This window comes from Caballeronia sp. LZ024, assembly GCF_031451455.1.
Lineage (GTDB): Bacteria > Pseudomonadota > Gammaproteobacteria > Burkholderiales > Burkholderiaceae > Caballeronia > Caballeronia telluris.
The window spans coordinates 2,882,363-2,895,212 of the sequence record NZ_JARUXL010000001.1 but is presented as its reverse complement, the minus strand read 5'-3'; the positions used below and the strand labels follow the sequence as shown (position 1 = coordinate 2,895,212).

Below are 12,850 nucleotides of genomic sequence, written 5' to 3'. Positions count from 1 at the left end.
ATGCGCACGATGCGTTCCGTCATCGCTGCTTCGAAGCGTCTGGTAGTGAAGGTCGGGTCGAGCCTCGTCACCAACGACGGCCGCGGGCTCGACCACGCGGCGATCGCCCGTTGGGCATCGCAGATCGCGGCTCTGCGCGAGCAGGGAAAGGAAGTCGTGCTGGTCAGTTCGGGCGCGATCGCGGAGGGCATTCACCGGCTCGGCTGGACGAAGCGCCCGCGCGAAATCGACGAATTGCAGGCGGCCGCGGCGGTCGGCCAGATGGGCCTCGCGCAGGTCTACGAGAGCAGTTTCGGCGCGCATGGCATCCGTACCGCGCAGATTCTCCTCACGCACGCCGACCTCGCCGACCGTGAGCGCTACCTGAACGCGCGCTCGACGCTCCTCACGTTGTTGCGTCTCGGCGCGGTGCCGATCATCAACGAAAACGACACGGTCATCACCGACGAAATCAAGTTCGGCGACAACGACACGCTCGGCGCGCTGGTGGCGAACCTGATCGAAGGGGACGCGCTCATTATCCTCACCGACCAGCGCGGCCTCTTCACGGCCGATCCGCGCAAGGACCCGGGCGCCACGCTCGTCGAGCAGGCCGACGCCGGCACGCCCGAACTCGAGGCGATGGCAGGCGGCGCGGGCTCGAGTCTCGGGCGCGGCGGCATGCTGACCAAGATCCTCGCCGCGAAACGCGCCGCGCATAGCGGCGCGAACACGGTGATCGCGAGCGGACGGGAGTCCGATGTCCTCACGCGGCTCGCGTCGGGAGAGATGATCGGCACGCAGCTCGTCGCGCGCACGGCGCGCATCGCGGCCCGCAAGCAGTGGATGGCCGATCACCTGCAGGTGCGCGGTCACGTCGTGATCGACAACGGCGCTGTCGAAAAGCTGACTGCCGGCGGCAAGAGCCTTTTGCCGATCGGCGTGATCGACGTGAAGGGCGCGTTCGCGCGCGGCGAAGTGATCGCTTGCGTGAATCCGGACGGCCATGAAGTTGCGCGCGGCATCACGAATTACAGCAGTTCGGAGGCGCGGTTGATTCATCGGCGGCCGAGCGCGGAGATCGAAACCGTGCTCGGCTATATGCTGGAGCCCGAGCTGATCCATCGCGACAATCTGGTGCTGGTCTAGCGAAAAAGCCCGCTGAATCTCAGGATTCAGCGGGCTTTTTTCAATCGAATCCGGCACTTCACCGATACTGCGATCCCGCCGGCCGCTTGTACTGGATGGCATTGACGATCTGCTTGGCGTCGCCCATCGGCAGCTTGTTCGCGCAGAAGTAGTCCTGATACAGCGCCGCGTGATACGCGTTCAGTTCTCCGTTTTCGATGCGCCGGAAGTCGTTCGCTACCGTGCGGTCCCAGGCACTCTGACTGTCGTCGATGCTGGCGTAGAGGCGCCACTCGTAGTTGTCGCATCGAATTCCTTCGTAGTTCACGTTGCGCGCGCCTGCGGGGCTCGTCACGACCACCGTGTAGCGCACGACACCATCCGTGCCGACGGAAACCGAATTCTTGTCGACGGAGAAGGTGAGCGGCGTGTTCTGAGAAACCGTGAACGGCAGCAAGCTCGACGACTGCGGCAGCGGCGGCAGGTTTTCGACCTTGTTCTCAGTCCACTCGGTCTTGCGGTCGAGCAGGTAGGTGAACACGCCGTCGTCCTGATTGGACGGGCCCTTGTTACTGGAACAACCGGCGAGCACGGCAAGCGCTGCCGCGGATGCCGCAAATAAGGCGATGGCTTTCAATTAGATCTTCCCGAAACATTCGCGCAGCACGCCCGACAGAACCAAGCGAGCGAAGCGTGCCGAGCGGAAAAAAAGCGGGACACGTTGCCGTGTCGCCGCTTTTAAGTCATGCGGAGTGGAAAAGTTTGCAAGGAAGGGCGGCGTTACTCGTGCAACGGGCGTCGCGCGAAAACATGCACTTCCTCGACCGAACATTCTGCCTCAATCGCGGCACCCGCCGCGGAAACCGCGGGTGCTTCGATTGTCATCGTCTGGATGACGCGCGGATAGCGCGGTCCATGATGTGCGGCACGCTCGCCGCGCTCGCTTCTCGCGGCTGTCCGCCGCAAAAAGCGCGACAGCTCGGTGAGCGCCAGTTGATAAACGTCACGCTTGAACTCGATCACCGCGTCGAGCGGGACCCAATACTCGTTCCAGCGCCAGGCATCGAATTCCGGATGATCCGTCGCACGCAGGCAGATGTCGCAATCCCGGCCTACCATTCGCAGCAGAAACCAGATCTGTTTCTGGCCGCGATAATGACCGCGCACCTCGCGCTTGATGAATTTGTCCGGCACCTCATAACGCAGCCAGTCGCGGGTTCGCCCCACGACTTTGACGTGTTCCGGTAGCAAGCCGGTTTCTTCGTGTAACTCCCGATACATCGCTTGCACGGGGGTCTCGCCGTACTTGATGCCCCCTTGCGGAAACTGCCAGGAATGTTCACGCAGTCGCTTACCCCAAAACACTTCGTTGCGCGCGTTCAAGAGGATGATGCCGACGTTCGGGCGAAAGCCTTCACGATCCAGCATACAACCACCTTCGAATCCTTTAAAATTGCTTTGATTATAAACAGATAACGGGCCTGGCGCACCGGCACGAACCCGAATCCGGGTACGCCATTCGCCGGATATTCCGGCCGGCGGCAGATTCTTCCTTCCGCCAGCCATCCCGTCGTTCACTCGTTCTGCACGCCACTACGCCGCCAGCGGCACTCCGGCGCGCTTCGCTTTTGGATATTTTTCAATGAAAGCATCACGTTTCTTCATCGGCACCCTGAAAGAAGCCCCCGCCGACGCCGAAATCGTCAGCCACAAGCTGATGATGCGCGCCGGCATGATTCGCCGCGTCGCGGGCGGTATCTACGACTACATGCCGATCGGGCTTCGCTCGATCCGCAAGGTCGAAGCCATCGTGCGTGAGGAGATGAACCGGGCGGGCGCGCTCGAAATTCTGATGCCGGCCGTGCAGCCCGCCGAGTTGTGGCAGGAATCCGGCCGCTGGGTGCAATACGGCCCTGAACTGCTGCGTTTCAAGGACCGTCACGAGCGCGATTTCGTGGTGGGACCGACGCACGAGGAAGTCGTGACCGACATCGCGCGCCGCGACATCAAGAGCTACCGCCAGTTGCCGGTCAATTTCTATCAGATCCAGGCGAAGTTCCGCGACGAGATCCGTCCGCGCTTCGGCGTGATGCGCGGTCGCGAATTCATCATGAAGGACGCGTATTCGTTCGATAAGGACCAGGCCGGCCTCGCCGAGTCGTATCGCAAGATGTTCGACGCCTACGTGCGCATCTTCTCGCGCATCGGGCTGGAATTCCGCGCGGTCGCGGCGGACAACGGTTCCATCGGCGGCAGCGGCTCGCACGAGTTCCACGTGATCGCCGATACGGGCGAGGACGCCATCGCGTATTGCCCGGATTCGGACTACGCGGCGAACGTCGAAGCGGCCGACGCGCTGCCGCTCATCGCCGAGCGCGCCGCGCCCGCCGAGGAGATGAAGAAGACGCCGACGCCGGGCAAGGCAAAGTGCGAAGCGGTCGCGGAATATCTGAACATCCCGCTCGAGCGCACGATCAAGTCCATCGTGCTCGCCACCGAGAACGAAGGCGCCGAGCCGACCATCTGGCTGCTGATGCTGCGCGGCGATCACTCGCTCAACGACATCAAGGCGAACAAGCTGCCGGGCCTCGCGGGATACCGCTTCGCGACCGAGCAGGAAATCGTGGAGTGGTTCGGCACGCCGCCGGGCTATCTCGGCCCGGTCGGCACGAAAAAGCCGGTGAAGGTGGTCGCGGACCGCACGGTCGCGAACATGAGCGACTTCGTCGTCGGCTCGAACGAGCTCGACTATCACACGACCGGCGTGAACTGGGGCCGCGATCTGCCGGAGCCGGTCGTCGCCGACATCCGCAATGTCGTCGAGGGCGATCCGTCGCCGGACGGGAAGGGCGCGCTCGCGATGTGCCGCGGCATCGAAGTCGGCCACGTGTTCCAGCTCGGCACGAAATATTCGGATGCGATGGGCGCGACCTATCTCGACGAAACCGGCAAGCCCGCTTCGATGCTGATGGGCTGCTACGGCATCGGCGTGACGCGCGTGCTCGGCGCCGCGATCGAACAGAATTTCGATGACAAGGGCATCATCTGGCCGGAATCGATCGCGCCGTTCGAAGTGGTGCTGTGCCCGATGGGCTACGACCGCAGCGACGCCGTGCGCGAGCAGGCCGACAAGCTCTACGCGCAGTTGCAGGAAGCGGGCATCGACGTGATCCTCGACGACCGCGGCGAGCGCCCGGGCGTGATGTTCGCCGACTGGGAACTGATCGGCGTGCCGCACCGGCTCGTGATCGGCGACCGCGGGCTGAAGGAAGGCAAGCTCGAATACCAGGCGCGCCGCGACACCGAAGCCACGCTCCTGCCCGTTGAAGAGGCGGGGCGCGTCGTGATCGAGAAGGTCAAAGCGGCGCTGTCGAAGTAACGTGCAGTACAACTTCCTCTCGGCGACCGTCCTGCTCATTCTGATTACGGATCCGCTCGGCAACATCCCGATCTTCATCAACGCGCTGCGCGGGGTGGCGGCCGAGCGGCGGCGTATCGTGATCCTGCGGGAAATCGCGATCGCGTTCGGCATTCTGCTCGTCTTCATGCTGGTCGGCGACCGCTTCCTGCGCGCGATGAGTCTCACCGACTTGTCGCTTCGGATCGGCGGCGGCATCGTGCTGTTCCTGATCGCGCTCCGGATGATTTTCCCGCATCCCGATGGCCCGATGGGCGGCGATTCGCGCGGCGGCGAGCCGCTGATCGTGCCGCTCGCGATTCCCGCGATCGCGGGTCCTTCGGCGTTGGCGACGGTGATGCTGCTGACGTCGCAGGCGCCGGGAAAGATGCTGGAATGGGTCGGCGCGCTGACGGTCACGATGATCGTCTGCGCGATCGTGCTGATTCTTGCCGAGAAGATCCAGCACTGGCTCGGCGAGCGGGCCGTCACCGCGTTCGAGCGGCTGATGGGACTCGTGCTGGTCGCGATTTCGGTCGAGATGATCCTGACCGGAATACGCACCTTCGTGCATCAGCTGTAAAAAAAGCGGCCGAGGCCGCTTTTTTTACAGCTGATTCGAACTTCACGCGCCTTCAGTGAGCGCGCGGATGGTCGGCAGGTTACGCCAGTAGCCTTTCGCGTCCATGCCGCAGCCGAACACATAGCGGTCCGGCACCTCGAATCCGCAGAAATCCGGCCGCAACGGCTTTGCCTTCGGAATGGTCTTTTCGCACAGCACCGCCGACAGAAACTGCTTCGCGCCCATCATCATGATGCGGTCGCGGATGGCGGCCATCGTCTCGCCTTCGTCGAGGATGTCGTCGAGCACGAGCACCACGCGATCCTTCACCGATTCCGCCGGCGCCACGCGCCATTGCATTTCGCTGCCGCCCTTGATCGCGTTGCGGTAACGCGTCAGGTGGATGTAATCGAATTCGAGCGGGAAGTCGAGATGCGGCAGCAGCATGCCGGTGAACACCGCCGCGCCACCCATCACGGAGAGGACGAGCGGGAAATCCTCGCTGGTCGCCGCGCGGATGGCCTGCGCCATGCGTTCGATCGACGCATTGACATCGGCCGCCGACACGATTTCTTCGGAGTGGCTGAAAATGTGGAGAGCTTCTTCGCGATTCATAAGGAAAGCGGCGCGGTGGCGTGAATACCTAGTGTGGGAAAAAACGGCGGCGAGCGCCATATGATAAACCCGCGCACGCCGCGGCTTCGCGGGCGGGGCGCGGGTTCGACGGCGCGTCGGTCAGCGCATGCCGGGCATCATGCCTTTCATGCCGCGCATCATCTTCTGCAGGTTGCCGCCCTTGAGCTTCTTCATCATGCCGCGCATCTGCTCGTACTGATTCAGCATCCGGTTGACGTCCTGAACGTGCACGCCCGCGCCGGCGGCGATCCGGCGCTTTCTCGCGGCCTTGATCAGTTCGGGCTTCGCGCGCTCCTTGATGGTCATCGAATTGATGATGCCTTCCATGCGGCGCATCTGCTTTTCGGCGACGCCCATGTCCGCGCCCTGCGCGGCCTGCTGGAACTGCGCGGGCAGCTTGTCCATCAGCGACGACAGCCCGCCCATGTTCTTCATCTGCGCGAGCTGCGCCTTGAAGTCGTTCAGGTCGAAGTCGCCGCCTTTCTTGACCTTGTCGGCGAGCTTTTGCGCTTCCTTCTGGTCGACGCCGCGTTGCGCTTCCTCGACGAGCGCCAGAATGTCGCCCATGCCGAGGATCCGGTTCGCCATGCGGTCCGGATGGAAGACTTCGAGCCCGTCGAGCTTTTCCGCGACGCCGACGAACTTCACCGGCTTGCCGGTCACGTGACGCACGGACAGCGCCGCGCCGCCGCGCGAGTCGCCGTCGAGCTTGGTGAGCACGACGCCGGTGAGCGGCAGCGCGTCGTTGAACGCCTTGGCGGTGTTCACGGCGTCCTGGCCGAGCATCGCATCGACGACGAAGAGCGTTTCCGCCGGGTTCAGCAAGGTGTGAAGCTCGCTGATTTCCTTCATCATCGCTTCGTCGATACCGAGACGGCCGGCCGTATCGACGATCAGCACGTCGTGGTAGTGACGCTTCGCCCAGTCGACGGCGGCGCGCGCGATGTCGGCGGGCTTCTGGTTCGGCTCGGACGGGAAGAAGTCCGCGCCGACCTGCTCGGTCACTGTCTTCAGCTGCGCGATGGCGGCGGGGCGGTAAACGTCGACGGAAACCGTCAGCACTTTCTTCTTGTGCTTCTCACGCAGCAGCTTCGCGAGCTTGCCGGTGGTCGTGGTCTTGCCCGCGCCCTGAAGGCCGGCCATCAGGATCACGGCGGGCGGCGTGACCGCGAGATTCAGCTCGGCGGCCTTGCCTTCGTAGTCGCCGCCGATCACGGCCGTCAGCTCGCGCTGCACCACGCCGACGAGCGCCTGTCCCGGCGACAGGCTCGAAATGACGTCCTCGCCGAGCGCCTTCTCCTTCACCTTGGCGATGAATTCGCGCACGACCGGCAGCGCGACGTCCGCCTCCAGCAAGGCGAGACGCACTTCGCGCAGCATTTCCTGCGTGTTGGCCTCGGTGAGCCGGGCCTCGCCGCGCAGCGTCTTGACGACGCGCGCCATCCGTTGAGTGAGATTGTCGAGCATGGGGAGCGGTAGAGAGTGCGGCCTCGCCGTGGCGCCCGCGCCCGCCCTGACGGCGGGAGGGGAAGACGTCGTGAGTTCGGGGCCTAGTGTAAACTTCGAACATGGATATTGTACTGTATGCCCTCACTGCGCTTCTGTACGGCGGTCTTGCCGTAGCGGGCTGGCGCGCGCATCGCCACACGGCCGTCGAGCCCGTGCTGGCGGGCATTCCCGCAGGCGCACCGGTTCCGCCCGCGCGGGCATCGAAAGCGTCGGGCATGAGCGGCATCGGGCGCGCGCTGTTATTTGTCGCGCTCGTCGTGCACGGGGTGTTGCTGCACACCACCATCTTCCCGCAGAACGCGATGATCTTCGGCTTCGCGTTCGCGCTGTCGGCGATGTTCTGGCTCGGCGCGGGCATCTACTGGATCGAGAGCTTTTTCTTTCCGCTCGACGGTTTGCGGCTGCTCGTATTGCCGCTCGCCTGCGTGGCGTCGCTGTTGCCGCTTCTCTTTGGCGGCGTGCGCGTGTTGCCGTATTCCGCCGCGCCGATGTTCAAGCTGCATTTCCTGATCGCGAACATCGCGTATGGCCTCTTCGCGATTGCGGCGCTGCACGCGATCCTGATGCTGATGGTCGAAAAGCGCCTGCAGAACATGCGCGGCTCGGCGGCGCGTCACACGTCGAACGGCTGGCTGACGAGCTGGCTCGATACGCTGCCGGCGCTTCTCACGCTCGAAAAGCTGCTGTTTCGCCTGATCGCGGCGGGCTTCGTGCTGCTGACGCTCACGCTCGTTTCGGGCATCGCCTTCAACGAACAACTCGTCGACCGCGCGTTCAAGCTCGATCACAAGACGGTGTTCGCCTTCCTTTCATGGCTCATGTTCGGCGCGCTCCTCACCGCGCGCCGCGTCTCCGGCTGGCGCGGTCGTGCCGCGCTGCGCTGGGTGCTCGCTTCGTTCGTCGCGCTCCTGCTCGCTTATGTCGGCAGCCGCTTCGTGTTCGAAGTGCTGCTGCATCGCGCGGTCGTCTGAGCCGGGCAGCCTTCTTCTATTAGTCACGCCATGCGACAAATTCTCCTCCTGATCTTCGTGTTCTTCGCGAGCCAGTGGCTGTTTCGCAAGCTGCGCCGCGCGAACGCGCGCGCGCAGACCGCCACGCAAGGCACGCGCGCCGACACCGGCGGCGCGAGTGGCGCCAGCGCGCGCAGCGGCAACGGTGCGAGCGGCGCGCCGCAACTGCCCGATCCGCTCGTGCGCTGCGCCGAGTGCGGCGTGCATACGCCGCGCAGTGAAACGCTCGTCGTCGCGGGGCAGCGCTTTTGCTGCTCCGATCACGCGCATCGCCACGCCGCGCGCGCCACGGGCCGCGACGCGCGATGACGCAGTCACCGCGCGCCGAAGCCATCGCTTCGGTCGACGCCGACGGCTGGCTCTCCACCGCGACGCGGCTACCCTCGCCGAATTTCGAGGCGCGGCCCGGCGCGATCGAACCGACGCTCATCGTCGTGCACAACATCAGCCTGCCGCCCGACGACTTCGGCGGCGACGCGATCCGCGACTTCTTCCAGAATCGGCTCGATCACGACGCGCATCCGTACTTCGAGCAGCTGCGCGGCATGCGCGTGTCGGCGCATTTCGTGATTCGTCGCGATGGCGCGATCGAGCAGTACGTCTCCTGCAACGATCGCGCGTGGCACGCGGGCGTCTCGGACTTTTTCGGACGTGAGCGCTGCAACGATTTTTCGATCGGCATCGAGCTGGAAGGCAGCGACCGCTTTGCCTTCGACCACGCGCAATACGATGCGCTACAGACGCTCGTCGGCGTACTCGCGAAACGCTATCCGATCGATGCGCTCGCCGGCCATTCGGACATCGCGCCGGGCCGCAAGACCGATCCCGGTCCTCACTTCGACTGGCCGCGGTTCGTGCGCGCCACCGGTCTCTCCTCGCGATTCTTCCCGTACCTGAATCACGCGTAAGGGCATTCTCGTTGCGCCGCAGCACGGGGAACGCCCGAGGCCGCGCCGCGCTTCGGCCAAGCAAAAGTCAATCCCTCGCAGGCATTCGACAGGCAAATAAATCTTTTTGAGACTGTGCGGAAGTTCACTATACTTGGTGCCCATAGACGCAAATTGCACTACATCTTGTGTTGTCGAGGCGGCGCCCGCTCTGAGAGCCGGCGCCGTCGGCTTTACGGGGAAGGTGAAGCAGAAGGCGGCCGCGCGGTCATGAAACGAAGACCAGAACCGCGTCGGGCCGCCGCGATGTAAGCAGCAAACGCGTCTGCAATCCGTCGGCAGCACGCCGGCAACCGCATGCACGTAGCACCGAGAAGGCCACACAGTCGATGAAAGCCACCCATCGCAGAAAAGCGTCGGGGAAGAACGGCACAGCCCGCACGAAACATGTCTCTCCGGCTGACCGTTTTCAGTTTCCAGATGTCCGCACCGGCGACGCGCCCGGCGCGAACTTGAACCAACCAACCGCGGACGTTCCGCACCATCGAACACCAGGAGATTTGCACATGCAAACCACCGACAACACCACGACCTCCTTTGACGGCGCCTCCGCACGTCCCGCCGCGGCCACGCAGCAGCCGGGCGCACAGACGCTCGCGCCGAACACGACGCTTGCCGACTACAAGGTCATCCGTCGCAACGGGACCGTGGTGTCGTTCGAGCCGTCGAAGATCGCGATCGCGGTGACGAAGGCGTTCCTCGCCGTGAACGGCGGACAGGGCGCGGCGTCCGCGCGCGTGCGCGAGTTGGTCGAGCAACTGACGCAGAGCGTCGTGCGCGCGCTCGTGCGCAGCCGTCCGAACGGCGGCACGTTCCACATCGAAGACATTCAGGATCAGGTCGAACTCGCGCTGATGCGCGGCGGCGAGCACAACGTCGCGCGCGCCTACGTGCTGTATCGCGAGAAACGCACGCAGGAACGCGCGCACGCGCCGGAAGTGCAGGCGAACGCACTCGGCATCAACGTGATCGACGGCGGTATCTCGCGTCCGCTCGACCTGAACGCGCTGAAGGCGCTGATCGTCTCGGCATGCGAGAACCTCGGCGACGCCGTCAGCGCCGATCCGATCGTCGCGGAAACGGTGAAGAACCTGTACGACGGCGTGCCGATGAGCCAGGTCTACGACTCGGCCATCCTCGCTGCGCGCACGATGATCGAAAAGGACCCAGCGTACAGCCAAGTCACGGCGCGCATCCTGCTGCACACGATCCGCCGCGAAATTCTGGAAGGCGAAGTCACGCAAGCCGACATGAGCGAGCGCTACGCCGAATATTTCCCGCTCTTCATCAAGCAGGGCGTGGAAGCGGAACTGCTCGACGACAAGCTCCAGCAATTCGACCTGAAGCGTCTCGGCGCCGCGCTCGACGCGAACCGCGACCTGCAATTCGGCTACCTCGGCCTGCAGACGCTGTACGACCGCTACTTCCTGCACACGGAAGGCAAGCGCATCGAACTGCCGCAGGCGTTCTTCATGCGCGTCGCGATGGGCCTCTCGCTGAACGAAATCGACCGCGAAGCGCGCGCCATCGAGTTCTACAACGTGCTGTCGAGCTTCGACTTCATGTCGTCCACGCCGACGCTGTTCAATTCCGGCACGCGCCGCTCGCAGCTGTCGTCGTGCTATCTGACGACCGTCGCCGACGACCTCGACGGCATCTACGAAGCGCTGAAGGAAAACGCGCTGCTCTCGAAGTTCGCGGGCGGTCTCGGCAACGACTGGACGCGCGTGCGTGCGCTCGGCTCGCATATCAAGGGCACGAACGGCAAGTCGCAGGGCGTGGTGCCGTTCCTGAAGGTCGTGAACGACACGGCCGTCGCGGTGAATCAGGGCGGCAAGAGGAAGGGCGCGGTGTGCGCGTACCTGGAGACGTGGCACCTGGACATCGAAGAGTTCCTGGAACTGCGCAAGAACACCGGCGATGACCGCCGTCGCACGCACGACATGAACACGGCGAACTGGATTCCCGACCTGTTCATGAAGCGCGTCCACGAAGGCGGCGACTGGACGCTCTTCTCGCCGGCGACCTGCCCGGACCTGCACGACCTGTTCGGCGCGGCGTTCGAGAAGGCTTACACGGCTTACGAAGACAAGGCGGCACGCGGCGAAATCAAGCTCTTCAAGAAGATTCCGGCGGCGCAGCTGTGGCGCAAGATGCTGGGCATGCTGTTCGAAACCGGCCATCCGTGGATCACGTTCAAGGATCCGTGCAACATCCGTTCGCCGCAGCAGCACGTCGGCGTCGTGCATTCGTCGAATCTGTGCACGGAAATCACGCTGAACACCAGCGACACGGAAATCGCCGTCTGCAATCTCGGTTCGGTAAACCTCGTCGCGCACCTGGCGAAGCAGGCCGACGGCACGCTGGCGCTCGATCACGACAAGTTGAAGCGCACGATCAGCGTCGCGATGCGCATGCTCGACAACGTGATCGACATCAATTACTACGCGGTCGCGAAGGCGCGTAACTCGAACCTGAAGCATCGCCCAGTCGGCATGGGCATCATGGGCTTCCAGGACTGTCTGCACCTGCTGCGCACGCCGTATGCGTCGGATGAGGCCGTCAAGTTCGCCGATACGTCGATGGAAGCGGTCTGCTACTACGCGTACTACGCCTCGACGGAACTGGCCGAAGAACGCGGCCGTTATACGAGCTATCGCGGCTCGCTGTGGGATCGCGGCATTCTTCCGCAGGATTCGCTGAAGCTTCTGGCCGAAGAGCGCGGCGGTTACGTCGAAGTGGACGAAAGCGAATCGATGGACTGGACGACGCTGCGTTCGCGCATCGCCACGCACGGCATGCGCAACTCGAACTGCGTCGCGATCGCACCGACGGCGACGATTTCGAACATCATCGGCGTGTCGGCGTGTATCGAGCCGACATTCCAGAACCTGTATGTGAAGTCGAATCTGTCCGGCGAATTCACGGTGGTGAACGACTACCTCGTTCGCGACCTGAAGGCGCGCGGCCTGTGGGACGAAGTGATGGTCTCCGACCTGAAGTACTTCGACGGCACGCTCTCGCGCATCGACCGCATCCCGGCCGACCTGCGCGCGATCTACGCCACGGCGTTCGAGCTGGACGCGAAGTGGGTCGTGGAAGCGGCGGCGCGCCGCCAGAAGTGGATCGATCAGGCGCAGTCGCTGAACATCTACATGGGCGGCGCGTCGGGCAAGAAGCTCGACGAGGTCTACAAGCTCGCGTGGCTGCGCGGTCTCAAGACCACGTACTACCTCCGCACGATGTCCGCGACGAGCGTCGAGAAGTCGACGGTCGCGCACGGCGCGCTGAACTCGGTGCCGTCGGGCGAGTCGGGCAATGGCGCGGGTGGCGCGTCGGGTGCGGGGTTTGGCGGCGGCATGAGCATGGGCGGTTCGTCGGCTGGCGGCTTCCACGCGGCAGCGGCAGCGGCGCCGGCAGTGGCGGCAGCGCCGGAAGCGGATGGTCCGGTCTGCATGATGCGTCCGGGCGATCCGGGCTTCGACGAGTGCGAGGCTTGCCAGTAAGCGTCGGCATTCTGCCCCAAGCGCCGGCCGGGCGAACGCCCGGCCGGCGCGACTGAGTGAAGAGTCGGGGGGGGGGGGGGGCCCCGGGGGGGGGGGGGGGGGGGGCGGGGCGCGGGGGGCGGGTGCAAGAACACGCCCCCGGGGTTGGTGGGGGGGGGGGGGGGACGCAGCAGACG

Annotated in this window: 11 protein-coding genes; 7 read left to right on the top strand and 4 right to left on the bottom strand. The window is 64.4% G+C overall.

The genetic code is table 11. From position 1 onward, the window contains the following. Positions 1 to 9: 9 nt before the first annotated feature. Positions 10 to 1,128, top strand: a complete 1,119-nt coding sequence (gene proB / locus QCE48_RS12995) for a glutamate 5-kinase (protein ID WP_309787344.1) — start codon at positions 10 to 12, stop codon at positions 1,126 to 1,128. A 58-nt stretch (positions 1,129 to 1,186) separates the two neighbouring features. On the opposite strand, the gene QCE48_RS12990 is transcribed toward proB, so the two are convergent. Both QCE48_RS12990 and QCE48_RS12985 read right to left on the bottom strand, forming a co-directional pair. Beyond that, positions 1,187 to 1,744, bottom strand: a complete 558-nt coding sequence (locus tag QCE48_RS12990; RefSeq protein ID WP_309787345.1) for a CNP1-like family protein — start codon at positions 1,742 to 1,744, stop codon at positions 1,187 to 1,189. Positions 1,745 to 1,887: 143 nt separating this feature from the next. After that, positions 1,888 to 2,535 (bottom strand): RNA pyrophosphohydrolase, encoded by a 648-nt coding sequence (locus tag QCE48_RS12985; RefSeq protein ID WP_309788329.1) that lies wholly within the window; start codon positions 2,533 to 2,535, stop codon positions 1,888 to 1,890. A gap of 214 nt (positions 2,536 to 2,749) precedes the next feature. Between QCE48_RS12985 and QCE48_RS12980 the strand changes: the two genes are divergently transcribed. Both QCE48_RS12980 and QCE48_RS12975 read left to right on the top strand, forming a co-directional pair. Next, entirely contained in the window at positions 2,750 to 4,486 is a 1,737-nt protein-coding gene (locus QCE48_RS12980; protein WP_309787346.1) for a proline--tRNA ligase, read from the top strand. 1 nt (position 4,487) lies between these two features. Then, positions 4,488 to 5,087: a MarC family protein gene (locus QCE48_RS12975; protein WP_087632312.1), complete on the top strand. Its 600-nt coding sequence runs from the start codon at positions 4,488 to 4,490 to the stop codon at positions 5,085 to 5,087. A gap of 42 nt (positions 5,088 to 5,129) precedes the next feature. On the opposite strand, the gene QCE48_RS12970 is transcribed toward QCE48_RS12975, so the two are convergent. Together QCE48_RS12970 and ffh are read right to left on the bottom strand one after the other, a co-directional pair. Next, positions 5,130 to 5,681, bottom strand: a complete 552-nt coding sequence (locus tag QCE48_RS12970; protein WP_116563688.1) for a hypoxanthine-guanine phosphoribosyltransferase — start codon at positions 5,679 to 5,681, stop codon at positions 5,130 to 5,132. 120 nt (positions 5,682 to 5,801) lie between these two features. Continuing rightward, positions 5,802 to 7,169, bottom strand: coding sequence for a signal recognition particle protein (ffh, locus tag QCE48_RS12965; RefSeq protein ID WP_309787348.1), 1,368 nt, complete (start codon positions 7,167 to 7,169; stop codon positions 5,802 to 5,804). A gap of 101 nt (positions 7,170 to 7,270) precedes the next feature. Between ffh and QCE48_RS12960 the strand changes: the two genes are divergently transcribed. The 4 genes from QCE48_RS12960 to QCE48_RS12945 all read left to right on the top strand — a co-directional run bounded on the left by QCE48_RS12960 (position 7,271) and on the right by QCE48_RS12945 (position 12,674). Beyond that, complete coding sequence (locus QCE48_RS12960; protein ID WP_309787349.1) at positions 7,271 to 8,182, top strand: cytochrome c biogenesis protein CcsA; 912 nt, start codon at positions 7,271 to 7,273, stop codon at positions 8,180 to 8,182. 30 nt (positions 8,183 to 8,212) lie between these two features. Next, on the top strand, positions 8,213 to 8,530 hold the full coding sequence (locus QCE48_RS12955) for a PP0621 family protein (protein ID WP_309787350.1): 318 nt from the start codon (positions 8,213 to 8,215) through the stop codon (positions 8,528 to 8,530). Beyond that, positions 8,527 to 9,129 (top strand): 1,6-anhydro-N-acetylmuramyl-L-alanine amidase AmpD, encoded by a 603-nt coding sequence (gene ampD / locus QCE48_RS12950; RefSeq protein WP_309787352.1) that lies wholly within the window; start codon positions 8,527 to 8,529, stop codon positions 9,127 to 9,129. The genes QCE48_RS12955 and ampD overlap by 4 nt, the downstream gene beginning before the upstream one ends. Before the next feature lie 545 nt (positions 9,130 to 9,674). After that, the gene (locus QCE48_RS12945; RefSeq protein ID WP_309787354.1) at positions 9,675 to 12,674 is read left to right on the top strand and encodes a ribonucleoside-diphosphate reductase subunit alpha; all 3,000 of its coding nucleotides are present in this window, start codon (positions 9,675 to 9,677) and stop codon (positions 12,672 to 12,674) included. Positions 12,675 to 12,850: the final 176 nt, after the last annotated feature.

What these genes read in the sequence shown, in the direction of transcription:
- QCE48_RS12980 (WP_309787346.1), top strand. Translation starts at nt 2,750, where the DNA reads ATGAAAGCATCACGTTTCTTCATCGGCACCCTGAAAGAAGCCCCCGCC.
- QCE48_RS12985 (WP_309788329.1), bottom strand. Translation starts at nt 2,535, where the DNA reads ATGCTGGATCGTGAAGGCTTTCGCCCGAACGTCGGCATCATCCTCTTG.
- proB (WP_309787344.1), top strand. Translation starts at nt 10, where the DNA reads ATGCGTTCCGTCATCGCTGCTTCGAAGCGTCTGGTAGTGAAGGTCGGG.
- QCE48_RS12960 (WP_309787349.1), top strand. Translation starts at nt 7,271, where the DNA reads ATGGATATTGTACTGTATGCCCTCACTGCGCTTCTGTACGGCGGTCTT.
- ffh (WP_309787348.1), bottom strand. Translation starts at nt 7,169, where the DNA reads ATGCTCGACAATCTCACTCAACGGATGGCGCGCGTCGTCAAGACGCTG.
- QCE48_RS12955 (WP_309787350.1), top strand. Translation starts at nt 8,213, where the DNA reads ATGCGACAAATTCTCCTCCTGATCTTCGTGTTCTTCGCGAGCCAGTGG.
- ampD (WP_309787352.1), top strand. Translation starts at nt 8,527, where the DNA reads ATGACGCAGTCACCGCGCGCCGAAGCCATCGCTTCGGTCGACGCCGAC.
- QCE48_RS12945 (WP_309787354.1), top strand. Translation starts at nt 9,675, where the DNA reads ATGCAAACCACCGACAACACCACGACCTCCTTTGACGGCGCCTCCGCA.
- QCE48_RS12970 (WP_116563688.1), bottom strand. Translation starts at nt 5,681, where the DNA reads ATGAATCGCGAAGAAGCTCTCCACATTTTCAGCCACTCCGAAGAAATC.